A 26,690-nucleotide genomic window follows, 5' to 3' on the forward strand; every position below is an offset into this window, starting at 1 on the left:
CCTAACAAAGTCCTACTAGGACTACCGCAGAATCCACGGCGGACTGCTCGTGCTGGGGGGTGAAGGTCGCCGCGTCCACGGTCTGGGAGATTCTCCACCAGGCGGGTATCAATCTGGCACCCGAGCGCGCCAACAGTACGGGTGCGAAATAGAAGTTCGCATTATGCTGCAGATAATTCCACAATTATTTGCACCCTTGACGGGTTGATGAGGTCATCACCCAGTGCCCGCAGAGAAACTGCCCCTCGACCCGATCGAAACTCCATCCGGACCCTTTCTTCTGAATCGTGAACCACTAACCAAGGACCCGCATCCTGCAACTCAGTCTCAAAAATTGCATTATCAAGTTTCGAAGGCGGGGACCCCTTCCACACTTCTACTTCAACCAACCCATCGACGGCTGGAGCCACGCCAAAAATGACTGAATTTCCTTCTTGATACCAGTTCGACGAATCAGCATCCCAATCGGAGATATCGTCCTCTGCAGTCAAATCACGTACCAACAGAGCCCCATGAGATATTTTCGCCTTAAATGAAACTAACAAATCAGCCATCAAAAACCTTTCGCCGCGTTTCTTTTGATGCTACTTACAACGCCGCCCTGTATCCGAGCACAGGTCAGGCAATGTGGATAAGCAGTCTGCTGTGGCAACTTGATACCCACGTCGAAGATCTTAGTTGCCGGCTGATGATCAGGAATCCAGTCCCCCTCCCGTGTACCGGGGGTCTTGGCCGTACATGTGTGGCACCCGTTCTTGTCGCCGACTACGTTGATTAAATCCCGCACGAAGGGGTCGTCGATGTCGCCGTCCACGAGCGCAACGCCCTCCCGCGCGTAGGGTCCGGCGCCGAGAGTGAGATCACATTTCTGGCTAGGCGTTGCATTGTGGACAAGTACCGGGGTGTCACCGGGACGTACGAAATAGGCATGAATGTCATCGACGGTCAGGTCGTACATCACACTTGAGCCGACCCGATCCCGCACTTCGACAACCTCAGGAACAGCTCCGCCGGTCGACTGCAGGGCGTCGCCAGCGACAAGGCCCGCAGCAGGCGCCCATTCATCAACAGCCGATTTCAACAGCGGATGATTTGCGGTGGTGTACAGAACAGCTTCGCCCACCTCCCCCTTGATGCTCACGTCCGTGAAATAGTGATCCAAGTTTACGTGAGTAGCAGTGATCTCTTCAGTAGCTTCGGCTCCTGTTCCCGCGTCGTACGTGACAACTTTCTCACCGACCCGGATGTCCTCGATGGCTTTGTACGAGCCATCGGCCATCAGAACCATCGTACCGGCCGCAAAGCTGTGCTGCTCGAAGGTAATCGCGCAGCTAGCACCTTCCTCAACCGCTTGAAGAGCTTTGCGGCTCTTTTTGTATTCGTCGAAGGCTTTCCAGAGCTCGGTGCCGATTGATTTGGCCCGTTTGTATAGGTCGTCGAGTTTGTCGAGTTTGTTCCAGTAGCGGGCGACGAGTTTGCCGACTGCGCCGCCGACGACCATGCTGACGATGTTCATCAGGGTGGAGACGCAGCCCCCGATGTCGCCCTTGGTGAAGCAGTCGATGGCGTCGGTGATGCCGAGTTCGTCGGCTACGAACTTGATGAGTTCGCGGCCGACCTTCTCGATCATTTCCTGGGCCTTCTGGGCCTCGCTCTTGGCTTTCTTGACCTCGGGCGAGGTGTTGTCGCCGGTGCTGGCAACCGTGCTGGTGCCGCTACTACCGCTGCTGCCGCTGTCTCCGCTGCTGCCCGAGCTGGAGTTGTCGTCATCCCCACTGCAGCCGCCGCAACCATCGTTGTCGCCCTCGACCTCGTGGTAGTCGCCGTTGGTGTCGACGAAGTCGGCGCCGTCGCCGCAGTTGTCGTCGGAGCAGAACTTCAGGCCGCTGGGGTCGCTGAAGGTGACGGGGCTGTTGTTCGCGTAGGCGTACGCGTTCATCCGCTGTGGGTCGGTTACGTCGATGACCGGGTCAACCGAGATGAATCTGCCTGTCACCGGGTCGTATTCTCTGGCCCCCAGATGGGTCAGCCCGGTGGTGCTGTCTTTGGTTCCGCCGACGAAGCCGCGTTCGCCGACCCATTGGGCAGCGGTCGGCTGGACGCCGCGTTCCCCACCGAAGGGGGTGGAGCGGCGTAGGACGATGTCGCCGGTGACAGCGTCAACAGCGGCTTCGCCGGTGCCGTTGCGGTCAGCGATCTGCCACTGCATGCCCTTGGCGGATCGGACCGCGACCACGCCGCCCGGCAGGCCGTAGTAACGAGTGTCGCTGAGGACACCCGTGGTGGTGTCGATGCGCAGTTCCATGCTGGGCAGGTAGAGCGTGGTCGCCTTCGGCTCTTTGCGGAGCAGGCGTTCACCCGTCGGCCCGTACACGTAGCTGGTTTTGGTGCCGTCCGCCGCGGTGGCTGAGGCGAGGTGGCCTTCGGCGTCCCAGGTGAGGGTCTGGTCTTCGCCTGCCTCGCTGCGTTTGGTGGTGTTGCCGGACGCGTCGTACTCGTAGCGCCAGAGTTTCTGGGCTCCGGACGAGGCCGTTTCGGTCAGCTGGGACAGTTCGTGGCCGTCAGGGTAGTCGTATTTCTTGGAGGAGGCGGGGGTGTCGCCGGCCGCGTGGACGGTCTCGGTGAGGCGGTTGCCGCTGCCGTCGTAGGTGTACGAGTGGTGGTACGGCGCCACACCGCCGACGGTGTCCGCGGCGCATGGGTTGTCGCCGGTGGTCCCGGTTGAGAACGCGTCCGTCATCCGGTTCAGGTAGTCGTACGCGAAGCATTGGGTGTCGATCTGGCCTGTTGCCGGGGTGTTCTCGATCGACAGGACATTGCCGGCGGGGTCGTATTTGAACTGCTGGTTGACGTCGTTCGCCGGGCGGTCGGGGACAGGGTTGGTGGGCGTGGTGTATGCCTCCCGGGTGACCTTGCTGGTGAGCAGCCGCCGGGTGCCGCGTTCGTAGGCCATCGACACCTGTGTGGTGCGCTGACCGGCGTTGAGTTTGACGTCGGTCACCTCGCCGGTGGGGTCGTAGGCGATACTGGTGACCATGGGGTTCTTGGCCGTGCTGACGGTCTTGACCCGCTGAAGGTTGTCATAGGTGTAAGCGACGGCTTCAGCGGTCAGCCCACCGGTGACTGTCGGTGTGCCGTAGGACTGCAGCGTGCCGTCGGTGTTGTACGCGGTGAAGAAGGAGTACGTGCCGGACAGGCCGCTGCCGGCGTCGGCCGGGATGACGTAACGGGTCTCGAGCGGACGGTAGAAGTCGTCCATCGTCATCACGGCGGAGGCGTACTGCTGGTTGTTGACGAACCGGGTCGAGATGTAGGGCTGGCCCTTCGCTTTGACGTCCCAGGTCTGCTTGGTCAGCGGGGTCCGGACGGTGCCGGCGACTTCGTAGGTGGCCGTGACCCGGCCGAGGTCGTCGTACTCCGTCTCGATCTTGCGGTGCCGGGCGTCCTCGGTGGACAGCAGGCGGCCTGCGGTGTCGTAGGCGAAGGTGCCGGTGCCGCTGTCCGGGTCGGTCGCGCTGATCCTCTGCCCGGCCTGGTTGTACGCGTACGACCAGACGTCCTGGTCCGGGTCGGTGACCGTCGCGAGCTGCCCCGCCGCGGTGTATGTGTACTTGGTGGTGTCGTGCGCGCCGCTGGGCTTGCCCGACGCCGGGTTGGTCTTGAACTGCCACTGCTCAGTGACCTGACCACGCGCGTCCGTGATAGTGGCGGTGGCGACGCCGCCCTGGGGTGGCTGGACGTAGGTGCGGTCACCGCCGTAGTAGGTGCGGCTGCGCCACTTCTCCTGACCGGCGACGAAGGTGATCGTGTCGGTGACCCGGTCGAGACCGTCGTAGAGATAGCCGGTCGACAGGTCGGGGTCGTTGCGGTTGGTGAGCAGCAGTTCGCTGGAGGGGCTACCGGTGACCCAGCGGGCCTCGCCCATCCGGTCGACCTCGCCGGTGGACGTGTACCAGGTGTCGGCCACCATCCGGCCGTCCGGACCCTCGCCCTGAACCTGCCGGGGTCGCAGGAAGCCGTCGAAGATCTGCCATTCGGAGCTCCAAACACCGGTCGTGTTACCGGCGCGCTCGGTCCGTACGGCGGCGGGTTTGCCGTTGCCCGTGACGTAGGTGTATTTGATGCTGGGGTCGCCGCTCGACTTGCGGTTCGGGAGCCAGACGCTGGTCAGCCGGCCGAGTTTGTCGTACGCCATCTCGGTCAGCTTGTTGTTCCAGTCGTACTGCTTGGTGGGCATCCCCAGGCCCGGGTCGTACTCCGTGACGGCCGCGAACTCCACGGGGGTCTGCGCGGCGATCGTCATCTTCGGGCTGAACTCGGTCTTCTTCGTGGTCCGCCCGTTGGTCTCGACATATTCGAGGCGGGACTCGGTGCCGCCGGCGTCGCGGCCCCAGGTAGGCCGCCCGTACGCGTCGTACTTGCTTTCCGAGAACGTCTGGTACGTCGCCGTGGTGCCGTTGTGGCTCTTCAGCTTCTCGGTCTTGGTGACCAGGCCGCGTGTCGGGGCGGCGCCGAGAGCACCGTTGTCGAAGTAGGTGCGTGCGTCGGAGATCAGCTGCGTCGCCCGGTTCGGGGTGGTCGCGCACGGCACCGCGACGGTTTCGACCTCGGCGATGAGGGTGCGGATGTTGGTGGCGGTGTTGTCCGCGTACGTGGTCCGGCTGCACCGTTCGTCGCCGGTCTTGGTCACGTCGCCCTGGTCCTCGACCTGCGTGACCCGGCCGACCGGGTAGGCCGCGTCACCGTCGTACGCCGTGACCGTCTTCGTCTCGTGCCAGCCCCCGGCCTCGAGCGCGGTGAAGTTGCGCTTGGTCTCGGGGCGCACCAGATAGGCCCGCCGGGTGCCGAAGGAGCGCGTCTGCGCGGCGGTCTGCTTACGCCACGACGTGGTGGTCTCCTTGCTGACCACAGCGCCCGCGGCGTCGAGCACGTCGGTCTCGTACTCGAGCCCGGCCGCTTCGTCGTAGTCGGTGTACTTCGTGCCGGTGGAGTCCTCCACCGTCACCGACCGGGTGCCGCCGTCCGGGTTCTTGTCGCCGTCCATGCCCTGCAGGTAGAAGTGCCGCGACCGGGTTCGGACCGCATTGTCGTCGCCCTTGGTGACCAGCACGCTGGCGTAGCCGCGCCATTCGTTCCACGTCTGGTATTTCGCCTCGGTCATGCCGTCGGGGTCCGGGTACCGCCAGGCCGCGTCACCCTCATACGTGTAGAAAGTGACCATGTCCGGTGGCAGGGCGGTGCCAGGGGCGACGGTGGTGAGGTCGGTTTCGCGGACGGCGGCGACGACGTACTTGTGGAACCAGTCGGTGACCACTTCCTCGACACCGGCGCCGTGCCACTTGACCGGGAAGCACCGCTTGGTGCTCTTGCCCTCGTCGGGTACGGAATCCGCGCTGCAGTTGGCTTTCGCGTACTCGATGTCGATCTGCGAACCGGAGTCGGAGTAGACGGTGCCGAGCCGTGGCCGGACCATCTTGCCGAGCATGTCGTTGCCGCCGGGCTTGAGGATGCGGTTGGGCAGTTGCAGCGCGTCCAGGCGTACGGACGCCGACTTCAAGGCCGTCCCGCCGCCGTAGACGCCTTCCTCGGTGATGGTGTGCAACCAGAGCGAGCTACTGCCGTCACCGTTGTCCGTGAACAGGTGATCCAGGGTGTACCGGTCCACCGGCGTCCACGTGGTGGCGCCGTTGCGGACCTGGGTGGTGACCGTCGTCAGCCGTTTGCGGGTGAAGAACGTCGGGGTCGCCTGGTCGATCGTGCACTTGGCCCCTGCCGCGCAGATGCGGTCGAACGGTACGTCCGGCCACGCGCTCTGGGTGTCCTTGTTCAGGGTGCCGGACTTGCATGCGGCGACCGCCACATCGCAACGCTCGGCGACGGCGAAGTCGACCCGCGTGGCGGCGGCTGTGGTGTAGACGGAGCCGGCGCGCAGGCCGTACTCGATGTGGTCGAGGTAGCCGCCCCGGTCGTACTCGGTGCCGGCGACGTCGATCTTGCGGCCCAGGGCGTACGAGTTTTTTTCGGGCGTGTAGTAGTAGGTCATCACATTGCCGTGGCGATCGAGCGCGTAGTCGAGGTTCCAGCGCCAGGCCTGCTGGCACTTGGCGTTGGCGAACGTGGCGTTGTAGCAGGGCTCGGCCGGCGCGACGGTGTCTGACGGCAGTTTGTCGTCGGCGTTCTCCTTGTCGTCGCCGTAGACGGGGACGGTCCAGACCGACTTGGTCTCGACCTTGCCCGTGCTCCAGCCGGGCAGCTGATTGAGGCCGAAGAAGTACTGGATGCCGTCGGTGGTGGTCAGCTTCCAGTGCTCACCCTTGCCGGCACCGGTCCCCTCGTCGCGGTTGGTGGCACCGGACAGCTTCTCGATCTTCGAACCGTCGTCGCTTGCCAGCCGCCAGGTGTCGCCGCTGCGGACGAGCTCGCTGGACTTGCCGTTGAGGGAGAGCACCGCGTTGTCGTATGCCCAGCAGAGGTCGCCGACCTCCTTGTGACCGTCGTCGGCGCACGACTTGTACCGGCGCTCGACGTATCCCGGTTCGTAGCTGAACCCTTCACCGACCCAGGAGCCCTGGTTGTTGGTGATGGAGGTACGCCCATCGATTGTCTGGGAGTTGTAGCCGAAGCTGACGCCGGGGCCGAATCCACCGGGCGCCGACGGCGAGTTCACCGGGAACGACCAGTTGAACGCGCCGGACGATGGCGTGACGCTCCAGGTCGACGTCGGAGACAGCGGCGTGGCGGCAAAGCTGCCCTGGGCCGAGCTCTCGGTCGCGGTCACCGCCACGAGCGAACTCGCCGCTGCGACCGGCACCTCGGCGGTCAGCGTCCGGGCTTCGCTGTCGTTGACCGCCGCGAGCCGGACCGGCGCGCACGCCTGTGTCTCAGGCGTAGTGAGCGCACATTCGGGAAGGCTCACCAGCGTCAGGCGGGCACCAAAGTTGGCACTGCCTGCTGATGAGTACGCAGCGTAGTCGACGGTCAGCCGCACGGTTCCCGCCGCGGCGGGCGTCAGGCGCATGACCGGGCCGTCGACCTTGACGCGTACCGAGGTCTCATGGTCGTAGGTCCGCAGTTTTGCCTTTACCGGCGTCGTTTTCGCCGCGCGGGCGGTGACCGGGGTGACGGTCACCTCCCTCTCCCCCGCCGCCGGCCAGACGGGTGCGGGCGTGGGTTTGCGCGCCATGGCGAGCGCCCGGTCCGGCAGGTCGGTACGGCCGGAAGGGGCTTTCACCGCCTTGGCCGGTTTGCCGGTGGCGGCCGGTGCCGGTAGCGGAACCGGGCTCGCCTGGGCTTCGGGCGGATCGGCCTGCAGGAAGGTGCTGGTGACGACGAGAGCGGTCAGGAAGCCGAGTGCGCGGCGCACACGGACACGTCTGTGGGGGGACATCGTTACTCCTCCGGGAAGCAACCGGGCGGGACGTCAGAGGCTGGGTTGTTCCTGGCGGTTCGCCATGAGGGCAACGGTGGTGGCATCGGTGATGCCGGAGTACACGCGGACGTCGTCGATCACACCGGCGAAGTACTCGCCGTAGGTGCCACCGACCATGGCGCGGCCCAGTTGCAGGGCACCGCCCGCGTTGAGGATCGCCGCCGGTTCGGCGGGCTCTACCTGTGCCAGTTGACCGTCCACGTAGAACGACAGCTCCTTGGTGAACGCGTTGTAGACCAGCGCGAGGTGCTGCCCGTCCTGCGAGTCGTTCACGTAGTGGGTGGTGTCAGTGATCGTGGTCGTCTGGTCAGCCGGAGGGGCGGCCACGTCAGTCTGTGGCATGACCAGTTCCCAGAGGCCCCCATCGACTGGGGTGCACCGGATGCGGAACCCGCTGGTCTTGGTGGCGGCCTGGGAGATCACTGTCATGTTCTGCGCGCAGCCCGCGGAGGGGATACGGACTCGGGCGGAGACTGTGAAGCTCCCGCTCATCGGTACCACTGCGGCGTTGGTCCGGGCCCGGTCGTCGATCCCGTCGAGTACCAGTTCACCTGCGCCCACCAGAGCGGTGTCAGCGAATGGGTCGTTGGCCAGGTCCGGGATGTTGATCCGGGCGTCGCCCTCGAGGTAGAGGTCGCGGACGGTGTTGCCGTCGTACTCGATGCTGCGTTTGTCGGTGGTGGTCGCGTTGAGGGGCCAGTAGCCGAGCCGGACCGGCCGGAGTTTGGCCATCATCGAAGCCTCGCGGATCGACACGATGCGGTCGTAGACGGCGACGTCGGACAGCTCACCGTTCCACCAGTCCCGGTATCCGCCCTTGTCGAGCAGGCGACCGATCTGCACGGCGCCGCGGGACTTCCATGCAGTGCGGTTCTGGACGACGTTCTGCCCGACGCCGTTGACGATCAGCCGCATCGAGTTCACTTCCTCGTCGAACACCCCAACGAGATGGGTCCACTCATTGGTGCGCGCGGGAGTGTCGCTCGTCGACGTCCAGACACCGAGGGTATTGACGTCCAGGTAGGGCACCTCGAACGACCATTTGCCGCTGCTGGCGTCATAACCGAGGGTGAATCCAGGCTCACCGGTGCCGTCCTGACTGACGGCCGTGTGATCAACGGTGAGGTCGTTGAGCTTGACCCAGGCAGCCACCGAGAAGGAACCGCTGGTGTCGATCAGAGCGTTGGTGTTCGACTCCAAATAGCCGTCCGAGGCACCGCTGAACCGGGCAGCCCGGTCCCGGGTGCATTCCCCCAGGGCGGCCGCGCAACCGGGACCGGGGACACCCAGGGTGACACCGGGCTTGACGGCCAGCGGGTGGTCGCCGCCGGTGTCGGCCGCAGTGGTCGCACCGGCTTGGTCAGTGAGCTGCCATTCGCCGACGCCCTTACGAGTCGCGGTGGTGAAACGGCAGTTACTTTCCGACGAGTTACCGGCGGCGTCGTACGCCACCACGTTGACAACGTGCTCGCCGGCGACGTCCGCCTTGAACCGCATGCTGACCGGTCCACCCGGATTGACGGTGGTGCCGTCAGCCTTTCGGGGCACCAGGTCAGTGGTCGGCGCGGTATCGAATCCGTAGCGGTAGCGAACCGTGTCGGTACCCGAGCTGTCGAACGTGAACGTGGAGTACATGCCCGCGTACTTACGAACCTCGTCGTCGGGGGCGCAGGCGCTAGTCTTCTCGGCCGCGTCGAGGGGCAGAAAGTCCGGCGAATCGATGTCGGCGGCCGGGGGCGCCTTGGTGTCCATCAAGTATTCGCACGCCGGAGAGCTGTAACCGCCGTACCAGCCGTCGTCGTCCTGCGCGCGGACCTTCCAGCTGACCACCGTGTTCTGCGGTAGCCCGGTGGGGGTCATCTGCAACCGAGCCTTGCCATCACCGGCCTTGTACGCGGTGGTGACGGTCTTCGATCCGCCGGACCAGGTGAACAGGACCTCGGCCCGGACCTCTTCCTTGTGGGCAGCGGCGTGGTCGGGGTCGGAGACGTACATGTAGAAGGTCGGCGAGTCCGGGACGATCGGCCGGCTGGTGCCGCTGCGGCAGGTGCCGCCGGGCGATGAGGTCAGCTTGGCGATGGCCGGTGTGTTCGGCGCCCGGTTGTAGGTGAGTTCCAGCTGGCCGTTGCCGCAGAAGCGTTTCCAGGCCGTGGTGTCACCCTCGTCGGACGCACGCATCCCGAAGGTCAGGCTCTTACCGGTGTAGCTGTCGCCCATCGCGCTTTTGACGTCGAAACGCACGTTCTGATCGCCGTCAGCGCAGCTGCTGCGGGTGCCGGTCGGCGAGGCCGTATCGAGAGTGCCATCCGAGGCGGGCTGATTGCTCCACGTCGTGGACTTGCTGATGCCTGATTTGGCCTTGAAGAGCTGGACAGCTCGCGCCGAACTGCTGGCGGTGTGCGTCATGGTGACGGCGAACTGCGCGGAGAGGACGTCCTTGCCCAGATAGGGCGTCGGGACGGTGTAAAACAGCCGCTTGACGTCTGTGCCGTCGCAGCCGCCGTACTCGACGGGGCATTTACCGACGCCCTCGTCGGATTTCTTGTCAAACGACCAGTACGACTCGCTGGGGTAGCCCTTGGCGACCATCGTGTAGGCCGAGCGTTTCGCGGTCGCCCATACCGGATCGATATAGACCGGGTAGGTCGTCCCCGGATCGGCAAGCATCCCCGCGTCGGGTGTCAGGCTGACCGTGGTCGCGGTGATGTCGACGTCCACGGGAACCTCGGAAGACGGGTTCGGTGCGGCTTCCTCCGGAGCGGCCGGAGTGGGGTCGACCTTCTTGGCGGCGGACCGGGCCGCCGCGGTGGTGGCCGGTTCGTCGGAGGCCCACATGCTCGGTCGCGATGCCTCGAAGACGACGCCGCCGGTGTTGTCCATAGCATCGACGCCACCTTCGGGCGTCTCCCGAAGGTTGATCCCGGAGGTGGTCAGACCGAACGCGATCTTCTGCACCTGCGGGTTTTGAGCGGCTTCCGCACTCTTGATGACGAGCACGTGTGAGAACGCGTCCGGGCTGACATTGATCACCAGGTCCACATCCGGCAGTACCTCGGGGTAGGTCGCCTGGGCACCCTCGAACGTCGGCTTTGGCAGCTCACCCGGCCATTCGAGACTGAAGGTCTGGCCGGCCCGCTGGGCGGTGAGCAGCGGACCGCTGCCCCCACCGGACAGTCGCAGCCCGTACGTCGCGGCGCGCGGGCCGAGCGACCCGTCGCTCGCCTTGACCAGAGTGGCATCGACCGCTATCCACTTGCCGTCGCGGACGACCCGGACCGGCCGCGTGTGTTCGATCGCGAGCATGGTGCCCTCGGGCTTGGCGTAAACCGTACGGCTCTCGTCGCGCAGATCGCCAACTTCCACCCGCTGCCCGATCTGGGCGGCGAGGTCGATGGCGTCCTGCTCGTGCTGGCGCATCGGCTCAGTGCCGGTCTCCGCCACCGGCAGCATCTCTGGCGCAGGCTGCGGCACGTCCCGCCGAGCTGGGGTTGGCACGGCGGCTATGCCCAGCACCAGCAGCGCGGCAAGGCCCGCCGCCAGTCCGGTGCGTCGATTGCTGGCGGCCGACCTCACCCGCAGATCCTTCCCCGTGCCGAATTCATCGAGATTCTTGCTGCGTACGCGCATCAAGCCACCGCCGCCCCGAACGAGACGCCGGCGGGGATGCCGCCCGCGTTCGCGGTGTACGTCTGGGCCGGCACCGCGAGGCCTTGCGCCAGATCTGCCCACTTGACAGCGAAAACCTTGCCGCCGTCGCGGTAGGGGCTGGCGACATACAGATAGGTACGGGAGACACCGAAGTAACCGCCGAGCAGTTCCTGGAAGCCCGGTGCACCGCCGATCGATCCGGTGCGACGGGCCACCGTCACGTCAGCCGGGGTCACGGGGGTGACCGCACCCGCAAACACGCTGACCGACCCGGCATCCAGGACGCTTCCGACGTCCTCACCCGGCGAACCAACCGCCAACTGCACAGTCTGCGCCGTGGAAACCTCGCCCGGTTTGGTATTGACCAGCCGCACCACATCACCGAAGTAGTCGCCGTCCTCGATGTCGTCCGCGACACCGGCAGACGCCTGCGAGAGCGAGTCGATGCGGGTCGCACCAGTCGCGGTGACGAGGAAGCGGTGGACCAGACCGGCATCGGACAAACCATTGACCTCGGTGCCAGGCGCACCAACCGCGAGGATCGAAGTCACCGTCCCGGCGGCCGCACCCGGTGCGCGGTACGGGGCAAGCGACACGGACTTACCGAAGTTGTCATTGGCCTTCGGCGTGTTCCCGATCTGGGCAGCGTTCTCCCCGACCACGGCAACCTGCTTCAGCAGCCCGCTGACGATGTCGTGGGTGAAGACGTTCACCACACCGGCCCAGACCACGTCCGCCAGCGCTTCCCCGGGAGACCCGACTGCCACGTGGTAAGGCGAGGCGGAGACCGAGAAACCGACCCGGTCGTCAGCCTCCGGTACGCCGCTGATTCCGTGTCCGGAGTAGAGGTTCACGACGGTGGTGTTGCGCAGGTACAGCGCCATTCCGGCACCGGGGGCGGAGGAGATGTCCGCGCCCGGCACGCCCATGACCACGAACGGATCACCAGCAGGTGTATTGCCTGCCGCCAGTGAGTACCCGAACCAGTCGTCCGCGTCGTTGTGATCCTCCCAGCCCGTGCCGAGAGCCTCGATGAAGGTGCCCGCCGAGCCCGTGGACAGCCCGGTCGGCGCGCCGTAGAGCACCACAACCGCACCAGCCGCGGCGTCGGTTGTGGTGCCTTCGAACGGCGCGGAAACCGCAAGATCTGCACAGCCGTCTTTGTTGGCGTCGTAGGAGGCCAGGGCGAAACCGAACTGGTCGCCGGCCTCGGGGCCCCCGGGCACACCGGAGATGCCTTGCGAGAGCACCTGCACCGTGCCGGTTCCGCCGTACACGATGGTGACCGTGCCGGCCCGCGCCTGCCTGCCGACCAGAGCGTCCGGGTCGCCTATGGCGACATCGCTGATGCCGTCACCGTTGAAGTCCGAATCCGCTCCAGCCGTGCAGCCCGCTACCGCCGGCGCCAGCGCGGCAGCCGCTGCTGCCTGTTCCTTGGTGCGGAGTGCAGTCTCAGTGGTGGCATTCGTGTTGGATGACGAGCCAGTAACGGCCGCGACGGAACGCCGGATCGGGTTGCGCTCTTTGCTGAACGCCAGGTCACCCCCGAACACTGCACCGGCGCCAAGCGCCAGGACCGCGATCCCCGCTATCAATGTGCGCCGCCTTGCAGCGGACACAGTTCTCCCCGTGAAGCGACCGAAAGTCACCCGGCATCCCCGTTCTGTTACTAGCCCGGTGAACCGTAAGGGTCACGATCCGAACAGCACAACGCACAGGCAGTAAGCAACCGGGGAAGCAAGACCACCCAATGTGGATCAACCTCTTCTTGATCTTGCAGGTCAATGCATCGAAGCAGTGCCATACATCAGTGCGGCACGACGTCGACGGACAGAGCAAAATCAACCGAAAGGATGAGCTACTGCTAGCCCGAACGGCGAGCAGTAACTACGCCGACTTGCGAACTCGAGAGTCAGCCCCCGCCCCGTCACTTTCCGCTCCTCACACTGAGCCCGAGCGGTTCCACGCGGGATGCGAGAACGTCGACCTCGCAGCCCAGGAGCGAACAGGTTGCAGCCGTGTACGGCGAGCCATCGGATGCTGAGGGGAACGTCGGGGGACATCCAGGCGCAGACCGCAGCCGGGTCTGCCGCTGGGTCTCGGCACGCCGTCGGTCAACCCGGGATCCTTCGCCCGCTAGCGTCAGCCAATATCATAGGTAACTATCGATACAAATGGTGGAGGAGCATGACTCTGACGACGGAGCTGGCCGATCGGGAGTCACCGGCGTCCCGGTTCCTCCATGATTCATTTCCGGCAAGGGATGCCCTTGTCGCTGTCTGGAACGCGCAGATACAGCGACTGCCTCCGGTCGCCACAGTCCCTGATGGTGGTCTGCGGGCTGCGATCGGTGGCGCCATCGAGTGGGCCATCGGTCTCGACTTGGCCGACACAGTCCCCTATGCCGATGTCTTCGACATGGTGGCCCACGAGGAAGCCGCACGTGTCCTACAAAATGCTGGCCTCCAACACGTCATCGGAAGCAGCGTCAACGGTGAGCTTGGTGAGTGGCAACGGCCAGCGTCATGGACGCCATCTGCACCCGCGTCCGAACTCCTCCGTGATGCGTGGATGCTCTGTCAGTACTCGGGCATTCTGCGAAGGCTGCGACACCCGGACCGTGAACAATTCCGGCAGTCCTACCACCTGTGGTTGGCCATGTTCGGCAGCCAAGGCCCAGGTCCCGACGTTCGAGAGGCGTTGGAAACGCTCTGGCACACCTACGTCACCCGCGGCCAGCCGAGCATGGCGCGGCTGGGCGGGCCGCGAGTCATCCGCCCGGTCTTCGACGAGGCGTTCGCGATCGGTGATCTCATCCTCGGCGGCGCCCTGGTCGACGTCAAAACCTACCCGGAACCAGCCCCGTCGATGGGGGCCTTCGTCGACCAACTCCTGGGCTACGTGTTGTGTGATGTCGAGGACCACTTCAATCTCCGGTCGATCGGCATCTATCTGGCCTGGCAGGGAAAACTCCTACACCTGCCACTGGACATAGCGCTGAGCCTTGCGTCAGGTCAGACCAATTTCGACCTGCACACAGCCCGGCGAATCTTCCAGCAGCGGATTGTTCCGGCCGTGGAGCGAAGCCGCTTCTACAAGTACGGCAGCAGTACACCGACCCGCGACCAGCAGTGACAGCCGCAACCGTGTGCGGCTCCCGCGCTGCTCGAGTGAGAACTCGTGGGTCCGTTCCAGCAGAACTACCAAGAGTTGATCGACCAAGCGAGGATCCGCTTGACCGGCGAGATTGAGCTCCGCCGAAAACCATGAAAGCCAATGATCGAATGCTCGGATTTCGGCACGAGCGTGCGTCGGGCCGCCCTGGACGCGCGTAACGCCGCGTAACAGCTCGCCGCCGGCCTCCACGCGCGGTCGGCGGCAGAAGCGGACGGTTCGAGCTGCAATACCAGGATCAGGCATCGTCCAAAACACCGTGCAAGCGAACGCCTGACGCGGTCTCGTTGAAAGTTCACCCGGACGCACATGAAGGCCGTAGGCTGCGGGCTTATGGGCTTCGGCATCGGAATCGGCCCCAGCTGGGCGCGAGTTCGCGTAAGCACTCGCGGCGTCGGAATGAGCGCTGGGCCACGCCTCGCACGTGTACACATCAGTAACCGCGGAATCGGTGTCAGTACAGGTGTCGGGCCGTTCTCGGCTTGGACCAATGCTAGATATCCCCGCCTAAACCGGATTACGGTTGGTGGCTCCAGTGGCACCCGCTATCTATCCGAACCCATGTACAACCCTCACGCCGTCGAGATGGCAGACGTGACGGGGCTTGATGCTCTTGCTCTGACGCCAACAGGATCAGATGACTTGGTTATCCAGTTAAATGCCGCCGACAAGTTTCCGAAGTGGACGTTATTGGCCGTGCTATCGGTCATGCTGCTCACTTTCGGGATCATCGACCTCACCGACGATGGGATGGCAACTCATCTCATCATGCTAGTTCTTGCGGCCCTTTCGATTGCCTTAACGGTTTTCCTCTACCGGAAGGAGAGCGTCGAGCATCTTGTGCCGGTCGAATACAAGCTGGAGGGGAGGATCCCAATATGGGCAGCTGAGATGGAGCGGACGTGGGTCTCGCTGCGCCAACTCGGAGGTGCCTGGCGCATCGTTGAGTCAGGTCGCGTGCAAACCCTGCATCAGCACAAGACGAATGCAGGCGCCTCTCATCTGATTCGCCGTGTTGGCACGTCGTTCAGTACGGATCAACCAAAGGTCCTAGTCGCCAACATTACCGTTCCTTCCGTTCGTAGTGGCCATACGACGCTCTACTTCCTGCCAGATCGCGTCCTCGTTCGAACAGGTCGGAGGTGGACCGATGTTGGATACCAGCACCTTCAAGTGGACGGTCACCCTCAGCGTTTTATCGAGGAGGAGAGCCCACCCCGGGATGCCCAGCAAGTGGGAACTACTTGGAAATACGTCAATAAGAAAGGTGGCCCTGATCGACGTTTCAACAACAATCGCCAGTTGCCTATCATGCTGTACGGGCGCGTGACTCTCTCAAGTCCTCATGGGCTTTCTTGGATACTCGACCTCTCGGTCACAGCAGTGGCCGACTCGCTCGCATCCTGCTTGAATAGCCGCCCCAACTGAGGTTGGCAAGGATCGATTAAACGCGACTTTCATCAACACCCGGACTCGGGATTCCGCCTAATCTGCTCAGCATTTCCCATCAGCGCTGCAGTCGACGAAAATGGGGCACCGGACGCGCTCTCATCGGCATGAGCGTGCGTCGAACTGGTCCCGACGTGCGTCACGCCGCGTGATGGCCACCGCCGACCGCCCCCGGCCCGCGGCAGATCCGTGCGCTCCGTTACTCAAAAGACAGCTAAAGGCCGCAATCCTGCTGGCTCGTTAGCCGGCCAAGTCGTTAATCATGCCGAAGATGCCGGTGATGGTGCCGATGATCCCGGTAAGCGTGGCGAAGATCGCTGGCCCCCCTGAGAGCATGCCTCTGGTCTTATTACGCCAGCTCTGCGCCCACCAGACGCCCTTCAACTTCTGAAATTTGTGCTGCCGGATGTGGCAACCTAATAGCATGCCGCCAGAGTTGTTTCGGCAGTAGTCGACCTCGCCAGCCCGCTGGGTGATGCGGTTGATGGCGGCGCAGGTGGCCGGGGCTTGGAAGAGGATGTAGAGAACGAGCACGCCGGTGAGTACGGCGTAGGTAGCTGGTCCAGCTGCGTCGTTGACGACCGAAATGATCAGGATGGCGGCTACGGCGTAGCCCCAATAGCGCCAGAGTTTGGTCTTCGCTCGACTCGCCATCCACGCAGGGTATCGATTCGTTTACTGTAGGCACAGACTTGTACTTCTGGCTCCGTTGGTGTTCCCCTCCGCGCAGCAGGCGGTCGCGAGCGAGGCCATCGCACGCTTCGACAGGTGGTTCACGAGTTCTCCGGACGAGTGCACTCAACTCGGCTACTTATCTACTGGTGGCACGACCGCTGCCCGGCCAGGCATGGTCGAGGTGACCGGCGGAGTCGCTCTCATTTCGGCTGCCCACCGTAGGTTTGGTGTGGCTCTCATCTGGCGTGCGTCCTGCCGGTCACCGCGGCGCGGAGAGGCTCAAGAGGGGTATGCCCAGCTCGAAGTAGCGGTGCCCTCCTCGCCGACACCACCGTCGGTTCGAGGGAAGGAAGGCCAGATGGCGCAGGTCATCATCGGCGTGGACCCGCACAAGCGTTCCGCCACCATCGAGATCATCAACGACCGGGAAGTGACTGTCGGGCAGGGCCGGTTCGCGACCGACCGCGAGGGCTACAAGGCGATGCTCGCGGCGGGTCGCAAGCACCCAGATCGGTTCTGGGCCGTCGAAGGATGCAGCGGCATCGGGCGCCACGTCGCCCAGCGCCTGGTCGCCGACGGCGAAACCGTGATCGATGGGCCGGCGTCTGGCGCTTCGGCGGCGACATCGCCCGACTCGCAACCGCCATACGCGCCGGCGACGACGACACCGTGGTAGCGCTGCTGCGCTCCAGCGAACAGGTCGAGTTCATCGAGTCACCCGACGCCTGCCTAAGACCGACATCCTCACCGCGCTGCAGACCGTTGCCGAAGCTGCCGCCCACGGCGACGCAGAGGCAGCACTCCGCGGCCTCGACGTCCACCGGCTGCTCTGCGCCCACCGCCGAGGCCCATACGGCGTCGCCCACTGGAACACCGAAATCGAAAGTTGGCTCCCCGCGAATCAACTCACCGGCCTCGGCCACCCACTTCTCATCACCGCCAACGACTACGACGCAGGCCTGTACAACGGCGACACCGGCGTCATCATCAACACCCCCGACGGCCTACGCGCGGCGTTCACCCGAGGCGGCGAGACCATCCTGATCCACCCATCCCGCCTGTCCGAAGCCCAACCCCTGTACGCCATGACCGTTCACCGCAGCCAGGGCAGCCAGTTCAACCGGGTCTCCATCCTGCTACCGCCAGCCACCTCACCACTGCTGACCCGCGAGTTGTTCTACACCGCAGCAACCCGGGCCACAACCAGCCTGCGGATCGTGGGGAGCGAGGACGCCGTACGAGCAGCGGTCACCCGGCCGATAGCTCGAGCTAGCGGCCTGCGAGACAGCCTCGCCATCCCGACATAGCAGCCTCCGGCTCCGCGCTGCTCGTCTCGAAGCCGAGGATCTCCCTCTAAAAGACGACGCCGAGGAACCTAACAGCGCAGCCGCGGCACACCGAATCCATGATCAACTGCGCGCCGTCCGTCTGAACACGGCAGTAGCGGCAATAACGAAACGATGCCCGGCGGCGGCGTTCGGCCTCGTGGATCGCCTCGCTGAGAGTGACGCCGTCCTGCGTCTGGTACCGGTCTTGGACCGCCAAAATCTTCGCTGGCTTCAGGTAGGTTGGGCTGCTAGGTAGACCACCGACAAGCATCGGAATGGCAACGCAGACGTCGGCGTCACCCACGCCAACCATGACTTGCACAGGTTCGCCGGCGGAGAACCATCTACGGTCGGGTTCCGTCTCCTCGGTGGGCCAGAAAAGATCACGCCAGTCGCCTTCGACACGATGCCAGTACGCCCCGATGTTGGCCATCAGAGCAGCTGGATCCGCCCGCAACAGTCCAGCGAGAATCTCCGTATCGTCGGATGCTGTCATGCCTCTCCCCTGGAACCCGCACCCAGATCGACCCAGACTGCCGTTCCACCGACGGCCCGTTGAACGGCGTCCGGACTTTGGGCATTGCCCGCCGCGCCTGGTCTCGGGTGAAGGTGCTGAGGACCAGCTTCGCTCATACACAACCTCTATGTCCGATGGTTCTCCCGACTGGCGTCAACTGGGACCAGGTGGTGTCGAATCATCCTCAGCCTAGGCGTTTCGGGAACTGTTCAGATGCCGTTCCACGTGCACCTCGTACGAGCGCAGCGTGGTCGGGCTGATCCTCGTGCGGGTGGTCAACCAGTACCGCAGCCACCGCTGCATCGTCCAGCCTTCAGCGGTGACCGTGCCACCGTCGCCGAGCAGGGCGTCCCGGGCGGCGATCGCCTCACGTCGAGTCAGGTAGCCGCCACGGCGCAGCCGCTCGCGCCGGCCCGGCAAGACCGGCACGGCACAATCGAAATACCAGCTCCTATAGCCCCGCTCCGCCAACTGCGGACACGCCGAACTCAGCAGCCGTCCCTTCTCCGACGATCGACATCCGCACTGTTTGAACACTCCACCACTCATCGCCACGCCTCCCTCGACCGGATATCTCAACCATGAGCCAGATCGGTACGCCAAGGGCCACCAGGTCACTCCGACGTGGAGCCCGGACAGGGCAAACGCCGCATCACTCACCGCAGCCAGCCAGCACGCGGATCGCGGCAGATCCGGGCGGTCGACACTGACTGACCGTGGGCTGCGGGCGTGCCAGTCGAGTGTGGCCTTGCCGGACGACGTCGATTCGATGGTCTGCCGCGTGACCATCAAAGGTCCGTATGCCTGACGCCGCGGATCGTCAGTTCGCAGCGGGTCGCGGCGCTCCCAGCACGCCGAGGCCGCGCTCTGCTCCGGCGCGTACCTGAAGCTCGGTGTCGGCGAGCAGCGACAGCAGGGCATCGGCTGCCATCGCCGAGTGATCGGTGCCGACAGCCAGGTGGCCGATCGTCTCGCCCAGCGCTGACCGGACGCTCACGTCAGGATCCTGGATCAGCCGTGCCAGGTGCTCGACGGCAGCCGCGTCAGCGAACCAGCGCAGATCCAGTACCGCAGATCGCCGGGTCCAAGCGTCCGGGTCGTTCAGGGCGGACAGCACCAGCTCGTAGGCGCGCCGGTCACTCTTGAGGCTCGACAGCGCGCCAAGCGCATCTTGACGGATCTTCGGATCGGGATCGGCCAGCGCGTGCCGCAACAGTTCCACATCGCTGGCCTGGATGACGTAGCCGAGGGCCCACAGCCCGGCGCTGCGCAGCTCGCGATGGCCGGTGGCTATGAACGACAGAACGGTGGGTCGGCACGCAGGCGGGTCTGTCTCCATGATATCGGCCAGCCATGCGCAGAAATTGTCGAGTTCGTTACCCCGCATGGGACGGGCGAAGGCGCGCAGCAGTAGCGGGAACGCGGCAACCCCGCGAAGGCCAGCCAGGATGTAGACCATGAGATCCCGGCCGTACCAGTCCTCCTCGTCGAGATACCGTTCGAGTGCGGCCTGCACGGGCGGGATCAACGAGCGGTCTCCGCTCATCGCAAGCTGGCGCACGGCCGGCCACGGGTCGCCATTCAGCGTCTTGACGTGACGAAACACCTCAGCAAGCGTCATCTGCACCCCCTCTCGAGTGGTCCGACGAAAGATCGTCGCCACACGTGGAGCTTCACGCCGATCATGCCATCCGAACGATCACGCTCCGACCCGACAGCTGCGTTCGGCGTCACCAGCTGGCCCCATGCGCGCACATCGGCAGATCCGTGCACGCGAGCATCAGCGTGACGGGGACGCACAGTGACCGGCGCACAGACGGGCACGCGATGCCCGCGGCAGTCCGGCGGTTTGCCGGAGGCACGCGGGAAGGGGCAGCGAGCCGGTCGCGGCCCGTGCGAGACGCTTGATGCGGCGCCGGCTCCTGGCAGCTCCTGGCAGCAACCAGCCAACCAACCAACGCCGCCGAGACCTCTACAATCCAACCGCCTCGCCCGTATACGACAACGCCGAATCGCTGTCCGCCACCCCGACGATCTCGGCGGTGGTTCACCCCGTGGTGTTATCAGCACCCATGTCCGGGTGGGCCTACGGCCCCGATGCCGCCGACCCTGCGATCGATGTGTGATCCATGCGTGATCGACAGCCCTGGCGTGAGGCGTCACACGACAGCATTACCCGACACTCGGAAATTGCGTACGCGCAGGTGAGGTGGCATATTTTGACACAGGGCGGCAATTCCTAACATTGGCCGACATGAATAGCAGCGGACTCTTAATCCGCGGGTTGTAGGTTCAAGTCCTACGCGGCGCACCAAGCATCACCAGGGCGTATAGCTTTCAAGCTATACGCCCTGAGTCTTTGTGGGGCGTCGTCAACGCTGAGCACAGCAACCGACCGGGCCGGCCGCCGCAGGCTGAAGTGAGCTTCAGGATTGCGGGGCCTGCGGCTGGCAGTATGGCCTGGTGCGGCTGCTGATTGTGGAAGATGAGCGCGAGCTGGCCGAGTCTCTGCGGCGCGGATTGACTGCGGAGGGTTACACAGTCGATGTGGCTCATGACGGGAGCATCGGGCTCGAACTTGCCTTGAGCGAGGGCTATCAGGCGATCATCCTGGATCTGATGCTGCCGCGGTTGAACGGCTATCAGGTGTGTGCTCGGCTGCGGGAGTCGCGGGTGGGTACGCCGGTTCTGGTCCTGACCGCCAAGGACGGTGAGTACGACGAGGCGGAGGCGCTGGACACCGGGGCGGACGACTATCTGACGAAGCCCTTCTCGTACGTCGTCCTGCTGGCTCGCGTGCGGGCGCTGCTACGCCGGGGTGGCGAGCCCAGGCCGGCGCTGCTGAAGGTTGGTGATCTGGTCGTCGATCAGGCGCGGCGGGTCTGTTCGCGCGGGCCCACGCCGATCACGCTGACCGCCAAGCAGTTCTCGGTCCTGGCCTGCCTGGCGCGCCGGGCCAACACCGTGGTGAGCAAGGGGGAGATTCTCGACGAGGTGTGGGATGCGGCCTACGAGGGCGATCTGAACATCGTCGAGGTCTACATCCGGGCACTGCGTCGCAGCATCGACGTGCCGTTCGGCCTGATGAGCATCCAGACGATCCGCGGCGCCGGCTACCGGCTGGTCGACGCGCGTGCCTAGGCCTCAGCTGCCGGTACGGGTCCGTGCGGCGGCCGCGGCGGCGCTGGCGGCCGCGTTGTGCCTCGGGGGCGGGGCGCTCTGGCTGCGCCATGTGATCTACGTGAACAGCGTGGCGGGGTCCCTCGCGACCGCGCAGTCACAGGCCCGGGCCATCGCGTCGACCTATGACACGCCTGCGGCGAGGATCAACGCGGACGGGGGCACGCTGGCGAACAGCCGGGGGGACTGTGATGTCGAGAAGGATCCTGCGCGCTGTGCGTACGACAGATGGTATGAATTTCCCTATTTCGGCTTGGGCATCAGCTTCGCGGTGGTCGACGAGCGCGGCAAGCTGCTGCTTGCGCAGAATCAGCTGGCTTATTACGTACGGGAAAGTGGTCTGACTTTCCCCGCCATCCCACCCGAGCCGGCCGAGGACTCCTTCGGCCGCGTCGACGTTGTCCTGCGACCTGCCCGCAGCGGCGCACAAGGGCAGTTCGACGGTCGCGAGGTCACCCTGGTGACCTACAACGTCAGCCCGTCGGGCGCGACCGTCTACATGCTCCTCTCTCCGCTCGACGCGGAGGTCGCCGTGGCCCCCGTCGACCGCTGGCTCCGCCGTGGTCTCCCGCTCGCCGTACTGTTCGTCGCCGCGGTCGCCTGGTGGGCCGCGGGACGCGCGCTGCGCCCGGTCGAGCGGATGCGCGACGAGCTGGCGCGCATCACCGCCGCGGACATGAGCAGCCGGGTGCCCCAGCCGCGTACCGGCGACGAGATCGCCCGGCTGGCCGTCACCATGAACGAGACCCTCGACCGGCTCGCCGACGCGGCCGAAAGGCAGCGCCGATTCGTCGCCGACGCGGCGCACGAGCTGCGCAGCCCCCTTGCCGGCTTGCGGAACATCGCCGAGGTCGCCGCCACACACGGCGGCACTGTCGACCCGGAGGTCCTGCGGGCCGGCACCGAGCGGTTGCAGCGGCTCACCGACGACCTGCTGGTGCTCGCGCGCCTGGAGCGGACGGCACCGGCTCGCGGGAAGCCGGTCGACGTCGCCGCGATCGCAGAGGAACTGGTCGGCGAGCGACGCTATCGGGTGCCGCCGGACGAGCGGTTCGTCGTGGTGGCCGGTGAGCCCGCACTGGTGATCGGGCGCGAGGAGGAACTGGCCAGGATGCTGGGAAACCTTCTGGAGAACGCCTCCCGGTACGCGCTGGACCGCATCACCGTGACCGTCGCGGAGACCGAGCCCGGCCTCGTTCGCGTGGAGGTCCGGGACGACGGCCCCGGGATCCCGCAGGCCGATCGGGAACGGGTTTTCGAACGGTTCGCTCGGGTCGACGAGGCTCGCGATCGCCGGCACGGCGGTGCCGGTCTGGGCCTGGCGATCGCCCGGGACATCGCCGTACGCCACGGTGGCCGGCTCTACGCGGCCGACACCACCAGCGGCGCCAGCCTCGTCGCGGAGCTGCCGCGAGCACCGCGTACCTGAAGCATTTTAAGGTTGCTTCAGTGGCGGTTCAGCCGCGGTGCTCGACTCTCCCCGCATGTCCGCAACCGCTGTCCGTGCCCCGGCTGGCACCGCGCAGGCCACCGCAGCACCGTACCTGCTGGCCGCAGCACTGTTCTTCGCCTACGCGTCCTGGTCGGTACACCGGCATCTGCGACTGGAGACCAGCGGCTACGACCTGGGCATCTTCGAACAGGCGGTACGCGGCTACGCACACTTCGGCGCCCCTGAGGCGACGATCAAGGCGCCCGGCTTCAACCTGCTCGGCGACCACTTCCATCCGATCCTCGTCGTGCTCGCCCCGCTGTACCGGCTCTTCCCGAGCCCGATCACGCTGCTGGCCGCGCAGGCCGCCCTGATCGCCGCGTCGTCGATACCGATCACCCGGCTCGCCCTCCGCATCGGGGGCCGGACAGCCGCGGTGAGCGCCGGGGTGGCGTACGGGATGTCGTGGGGTTTGCAGTCGGCCGTTGATTTCGACTTTCACGAGGTCGCCTTCGCCGTTCCGCTGCTGGCGTTCGGCCTGACCGCGCTCGTCGAGCGGCGCTTGATCGCGGCCGTCGCGTGGACGCTGCCGCTCATCGCGGTGAAGGAGGACCTACCCGCGACGGTGGCGGTGATCGGCCTGCTGGTGGCGCTGCGTGGACGGCGACGTCTCGGCGCTGCGACGATCCTGATCGCGATCTGCTCCGGTCTCGTCATCGTCGGCGCGATCCTGCCGGCGCTGAATTCCGCGCACGTCTACCCGTACGCCGAAAGTGCGGCCCTCAACGGCCAGGACCCGCTGCACCGCCTGCTCCTGCCCGCCGTCAAGCTGCACACCCTGCTGTGGCTCCTCGCACCGACGCTGTTCCTCGCGCTGCGCTCACCGCTGCTCCTCGCCGCGGTGCCGACGCTGGCATGGCGGTTCTGGTCGACGAACCCGCTCTACTGGGGCACCGCCTTCCAGTACAGCGCCATCCTGATGCCAATCGTGTTCGTCGCCTTTCTCGACGCGCTCACCACGACGGGAACCGGACGCCGTGCGCGGGCGGCGATCCACGCCACCTGTGTGATCGCGGTTGCTGCGACGGTGCTGACTCACCTGCCACTACGCGGCCTCCTCAGCACCGGCACCTGGGCCACCAGCCCCGAGGCCCGGCAGGTACGCGTGACGCTGGCCCGCATACCGGACAACGCACAGGTCGCCGCTGACAACCGGCTCGCGCCGCAGCTCACCTCCCGCTGCACCGTCTACTTGTTCCCCGTGTACCCGCAGGGCGACGTCCGACCCGAGTGGGTCGCAGTCACCGACCCGCCGGACACCACCATGGCGACGCCCGTGACGATGGCTGCCGCCCTCGACCGCCTACCCGGTTACGGGTACCAGGTCGCGCTGCGAACCAGCGACGTCACCATCTTCCATCGCAGCGACGCCAAGCTCCCGGCCGACACTCACGGCGTCGGCCGGCAGCTTGCACTCAGCAGGCCAGGGCCTTCACTTCCAGCACGACGTCCTCAGTTCGGGGCTTCTTGGCATCGCACTGCATGATGCCTGTTCGAGACTGTTCCCAGGAGCGGGCGACACCGCTGGTCGCCTCAGCACCACAGCGGTAAGTGAAGCTGGCCTCTACCCGCCGGACGGACTCGAACGCCACCATCGCCCCGGCTCCGTCGACAGTGAACTGGCCATTCGTCTCTCCGCTCGGGGAGGTCTCGCCGATCTGTGCGGCATCGGGTCCCACCCGCTTGGCGAATTCGGCGAAGATGCGCGCCTCATCGACGGCACCGGCCGCTTCCACTGCGGGCGTCACCTCGCGGACGGGTCTCAACTGGGCGGGGAATGTCCCGCCGCCCGAGCCGTTGACCCGCGTCACGTCGGACACCTCGGTCACCACGACCGTACGAACCAGAGGCCCGAAGGAAACAGCTCCGTCACCACAGGCACCAGCGGTCAGCGCTGTCGCCGGCCGTCGACTCACAGGCGCGGACGAGCTCACCGAGCCAGCAGCGTCCGGCTCGGTGCAGGCTGCCAGAGCCACGACACCCATCGCCGTGCAGAGGACGAGAGCTGACCTGGAGCATGTGGTCCTTCCTCTACCGCCAGGGCCATCACCAGGACTGTGCGGTGGCCGGCCGGGCCGCGGTGGCTGATCCGAAGGCACAACTGCGCGCTCACGCTGTACCGGGAGGTCGGCGACCGCTACTACGAGCCCGACCCCCTGATCAAGCTGGGCGAGACCCACCGCGCGACAGGCGACCTGGACGCCGCCCGGGACGCCTGGGAGGACGCGCTGGCCATCCTCGACGACATCGGCCGCCCCGAGGCCGACGCGGTCCGCGCCGACCTCGCCACCCTCGGTTCGACGCGACAGCCGGAATCGATCGACTGAACGGCGCCTGGATACCGCGATGGACCTTCAATACGGTGAATAAAACCAGGTCGCCGTCGGCAAAGGGGTTGCCATGGGCCTGTTCATTCTCGGCGCGATCGCGGCTCTGTTCATCGGGATGAAGTTCGCGCGTCTCCTGGACGGCAGTCGCTCCGCCCGAGCCGACCACCAGAAGGCCAAGGGCGGGCTACCGGGCGCCCGGAAGAAGGCGTACGGCAAGACGTTCGAGTTCGTCCGGTTCGCCGCGGTCATCGCCCTGGCGTTGATCGCCGTGGTGTACGGCTGGGTCCGCAGCGAGGGTTGAGCGCCATTCCTCCCGCGCTACATTCCCGTCAAGGCCGTGCCGCCGGTCGCCGAGCACCAATTCGCAGATACGCGCTTCCTGCTCGGCGGTGAAGGCGGTGCAAGGGTCATTCATGCAACGTTCCGATCACCAGGTTCGGGTCCTGCTGGGTGAGATAGGCGGCGCTGGGCACGAGGATCGTGCGGCCACGGACGGCGACGGAGGTGGGGTTGGAGAGTCCGTCTGCGGCGGTGAGCAGCACCTGCGCGCGGCCGTGATCGACAAGGACGACCTCGCTGCCGGTGTTGAGCGCCGCGACGATCTCCTGGCCGCGACCGGTGAACTCGAAGTCGTCGATGCCGGCCAGGCCGGTGGCCACGACGCGGACCGGGCCGCCGCCGGTCGGGAGGCGCAGGATGGTGCCCTTGTCGAGGTTGGAGACGTACACCGCGCCGTCGCGAACCTTGACACCGTTGACGCCGAGCAGGCCGTCGGCGGCCAGCACGGGGCCGGAACTGATGGTGCGCACCCGGCCCGCCGGTGACACGGCGTAGACGGCTCCCAGGACCGAGTCGCTCACGTACAGCGTGCCGGTGGCGGGATCCTGCGCCATGCCGTTGGGCAGTCCGTCAGCGGGGAGCGCGGCGATGCGCCGGGGCGTACCACCCTCGGTGAACTTCCAGATGCCGGTCTCGGCGGCGGAGCCGGTGGCGTAGGCGACGTAGAAGGTCCGGCCGTCGCGGACCAGGCCGGTGACCAGCGGGAACCCGAGCACGGGGGTCACCGCACCCGGGTCCGCCGGTGCGGGCAGGGTGGCCAGGACGGTGATGGCCCCGCGGGCATCGACACGGGCGACCTGGCGGCTGCCGGCGAAGGTCACATCGACACTGCCGTGGTGGTCCAGGACGATGTTCTCCGGCATCTGCCCGGCGGCAAGATTGAAATGTACGGCGACCCGCGCATCGGTCACGGAAGCGCGGCTGACCGACGCGACTGCGGGTACGCCGGCGACGGCGGGCACGCCGGACACGACAGAGCTGCTCAGGATGCCGGCGAGGGCCGCGGCGATGACGAACCGACGGCTGAGGATGTTGTTCACGAGCTTTTCTCCTGGTTCGGAGGATTCCGGTGCGGTTGTTGTCCGCTGACGGATCACAGGTAACGCCCGATCCGATGCCGGGAACCAGC

General features: G+C 65.7%; 19 protein-coding genes. 9 read left to right on the plus strand and 10 right to left on the minus strand.

What is annotated here, in order from left to right; genetic code table 11:
- Window positions 1-161 precede the first annotated feature (161 nt).
- Genes Ahu01nite_RS40655 through Ahu01nite_RS40670 form a run of 4 tightly spaced genes read right to left on the minus strand, consistent with a single transcriptional unit; the run spans window position 162 to window position 12,696 of the window.
- Window positions 162-554, minus strand: a complete 393-nt coding sequence (locus Ahu01nite_RS40655) for a hypothetical protein (protein WP_203842096.1) — start codon at window positions 552-554, stop codon at window positions 162-164.
- Window positions 554-7,387, minus strand: coding sequence for an RHS repeat-associated core domain-containing protein (locus Ahu01nite_RS40660; RefSeq protein WP_203842097.1), 6,834 nt, complete (start codon window positions 7,385-7,387; stop codon window positions 554-556). Before Ahu01nite_RS40660 ends, Ahu01nite_RS40655 begins: the two co-directional genes overlap by 1 nt.
- A gap of 33 nt (window positions 7,388-7,420) precedes the next feature.
- Window positions 7,421-11,056 (minus strand): LamG-like jellyroll fold domain-containing protein, encoded by a 3,636-nt coding sequence (locus Ahu01nite_RS40665; protein ID WP_203842098.1) that lies wholly within the window; start codon window positions 11,054-11,056, stop codon window positions 7,421-7,423.
- Window positions 11,056-12,696 (minus strand): integrin alpha, encoded by a 1,641-nt coding sequence (locus Ahu01nite_RS40670; RefSeq protein WP_203842099.1) that lies wholly within the window; start codon window positions 12,694-12,696, stop codon window positions 11,056-11,058. Before Ahu01nite_RS40670 ends, Ahu01nite_RS40665 begins: the two co-directional genes overlap by 1 nt.
- Window positions 12,697-13,264: 568 nt before the next feature.
- On the opposite strand from Ahu01nite_RS40670, the gene Ahu01nite_RS40675 reads away from it, so the two are divergent.
- Together Ahu01nite_RS40675 and Ahu01nite_RS40680 are read left to right on the plus strand one after the other, a co-directional pair.
- Complete coding sequence (locus Ahu01nite_RS40675) at window positions 13,265-14,212, plus strand: hypothetical protein (protein ID WP_203842100.1); 948 nt, start codon at window positions 13,265-13,267, stop codon at window positions 14,210-14,212.
- Between the two features lie 624 nt (window positions 14,213-14,836).
- Complete coding sequence (locus Ahu01nite_RS40680; RefSeq protein WP_203842101.1) at window positions 14,837-15,679, plus strand: hypothetical protein; 843 nt, start codon at window positions 14,837-14,839, stop codon at window positions 15,677-15,679.
- Window positions 15,680-15,940: 261 nt separating this feature from the next.
- On the opposite strand, the gene Ahu01nite_RS40685 is transcribed toward Ahu01nite_RS40680, so the two are convergent.
- A complete protein-coding gene (locus Ahu01nite_RS40685) occupies window positions 15,941-16,354 on the minus strand; it encodes a hypothetical protein (RefSeq protein ID WP_203842102.1) in 414 nt (137 codons plus the stop codon).
- A gap of 379 nt (window positions 16,355-16,733) precedes the next feature.
- Here Ahu01nite_RS40685 and Ahu01nite_RS40690 point away from each other — a divergent pair, with 379 nt between their 5' ends.
- Together Ahu01nite_RS40690 and Ahu01nite_RS51920 are read left to right on the plus strand one after the other, a co-directional pair.
- A complete protein-coding gene (locus Ahu01nite_RS40690; RefSeq protein WP_203842103.1) occupies window positions 16,734-17,051 on the plus strand; it encodes a hypothetical protein in 318 nt (105 codons plus the stop codon).
- Window positions 16,969-17,682 (plus strand): ATP-binding domain-containing protein, encoded by a 714-nt coding sequence (locus Ahu01nite_RS51920; RefSeq protein WP_344572521.1) that lies wholly within the window; start codon window positions 16,969-16,971, stop codon window positions 17,680-17,682. Before Ahu01nite_RS40690 ends, Ahu01nite_RS51920 begins: the two co-directional genes overlap by 83 nt.
- 46 nt (window positions 17,683-17,728) lie before the next feature.
- Here the strand turns inward: Ahu01nite_RS51920 and Ahu01nite_RS40700 are convergent, their stop codons facing one another.
- From Ahu01nite_RS40700 to Ahu01nite_RS40710, 3 genes are all read right to left on the minus strand, one after another.
- A complete protein-coding gene (locus Ahu01nite_RS40700) occupies window positions 17,729-18,199 on the minus strand; it encodes a hypothetical protein (RefSeq protein ID WP_203842105.1) in 471 nt (156 codons plus the stop codon).
- Between the two features lie 210 nt (window positions 18,200-18,409).
- On the minus strand, window positions 18,410-18,649 hold the full coding sequence (locus tag Ahu01nite_RS40705; RefSeq protein WP_203842106.1) for a hypothetical protein: 240 nt from the start codon (window positions 18,647-18,649) through the stop codon (window positions 18,410-18,412).
- 391 nt (window positions 18,650-19,040) lie between these two features.
- Complete coding sequence (locus tag Ahu01nite_RS40710) at window positions 19,041-19,841, minus strand: HEAT repeat domain-containing protein (RefSeq protein ID WP_203842107.1); 801 nt, start codon at window positions 19,839-19,841, stop codon at window positions 19,041-19,043.
- An 842-nt stretch (window positions 19,842-20,683) separates the two neighbouring features.
- On the opposite strand from Ahu01nite_RS40710, the gene Ahu01nite_RS40715 reads away from it, so the two are divergent.
- Genes Ahu01nite_RS40715 through Ahu01nite_RS40725 form a run of 3 tightly spaced genes read left to right on the plus strand, consistent with a single transcriptional unit; the run spans window position 20,684 to window position 24,378 of the window.
- Window positions 20,684-21,361 (plus strand): response regulator transcription factor, encoded by a 678-nt coding sequence (locus tag Ahu01nite_RS40715; protein WP_203842108.1) that lies wholly within the window; start codon window positions 20,684-20,686, stop codon window positions 21,359-21,361.
- Window positions 21,354-22,829 carry a sensor histidine kinase gene (locus Ahu01nite_RS40720; RefSeq protein ID WP_203842109.1) on the plus strand — a complete coding sequence of 492 codons (1,476 nt, stop codon included), beginning with the start codon at window positions 21,354-21,356 and terminating at the stop codon, window positions 22,827-22,829. The genes Ahu01nite_RS40715 and Ahu01nite_RS40720 overlap by 8 nt, the downstream gene beginning before the upstream one ends.
- Before the next feature lie 55 nt (window positions 22,830-22,884).
- The gene (locus tag Ahu01nite_RS40725; RefSeq protein WP_203842110.1) at window positions 22,885-24,378 is read left to right on the plus strand and encodes a DUF2079 domain-containing protein; all 1,494 of its coding nucleotides are present in this window, start codon (window positions 22,885-22,887) and stop codon (window positions 24,376-24,378) included.
- Here the strand turns inward: Ahu01nite_RS40725 and Ahu01nite_RS40730 are convergent.
- A complete protein-coding gene (locus tag Ahu01nite_RS40730) occupies window positions 24,308-24,721 on the minus strand; it encodes a hypothetical protein (RefSeq protein WP_203842111.1) in 414 nt (137 codons plus the stop codon). The genes Ahu01nite_RS40725 and Ahu01nite_RS40730 overlap by 71 nt on opposite strands.
- 228 nt (window positions 24,722-24,949) lie before the next feature.
- Between Ahu01nite_RS40730 and Ahu01nite_RS40735 the strand changes: the two genes are divergently transcribed.
- Window positions 24,950-25,219, plus strand: a complete 270-nt coding sequence (locus Ahu01nite_RS40735) for a hypothetical protein (RefSeq protein ID WP_203842112.1) — start codon at window positions 24,950-24,952, stop codon at window positions 25,217-25,219.
- 73 nt (window positions 25,220-25,292) lie between these two features.
- On the plus strand, window positions 25,293-25,523 hold the full coding sequence (locus Ahu01nite_RS40740; protein WP_203842113.1) for a hypothetical protein: 231 nt from the start codon (window positions 25,293-25,295) through the stop codon (window positions 25,521-25,523).
- Between the two features lie 106 nt (window positions 25,524-25,629).
- Here the strand turns inward: Ahu01nite_RS40740 and Ahu01nite_RS40745 are convergent, their stop codons facing one another.
- A complete protein-coding gene (locus Ahu01nite_RS40745) occupies window positions 25,630-26,601 on the minus strand; it encodes an SMP-30/gluconolactonase/LRE family protein (protein ID WP_239159528.1) in 972 nt (323 codons plus the stop codon).
- Between the last annotated feature and the right edge of the window lie 89 nt (window positions 26,602-26,690).

The sequence above is a fragment of the Winogradskya humida genome, from assembly GCF_016862215.1.
Classification (GTDB): Bacteria; Actinomycetota; Actinomycetes; order Mycobacteriales; family Micromonosporaceae; genus Actinoplanes; species Actinoplanes humidus.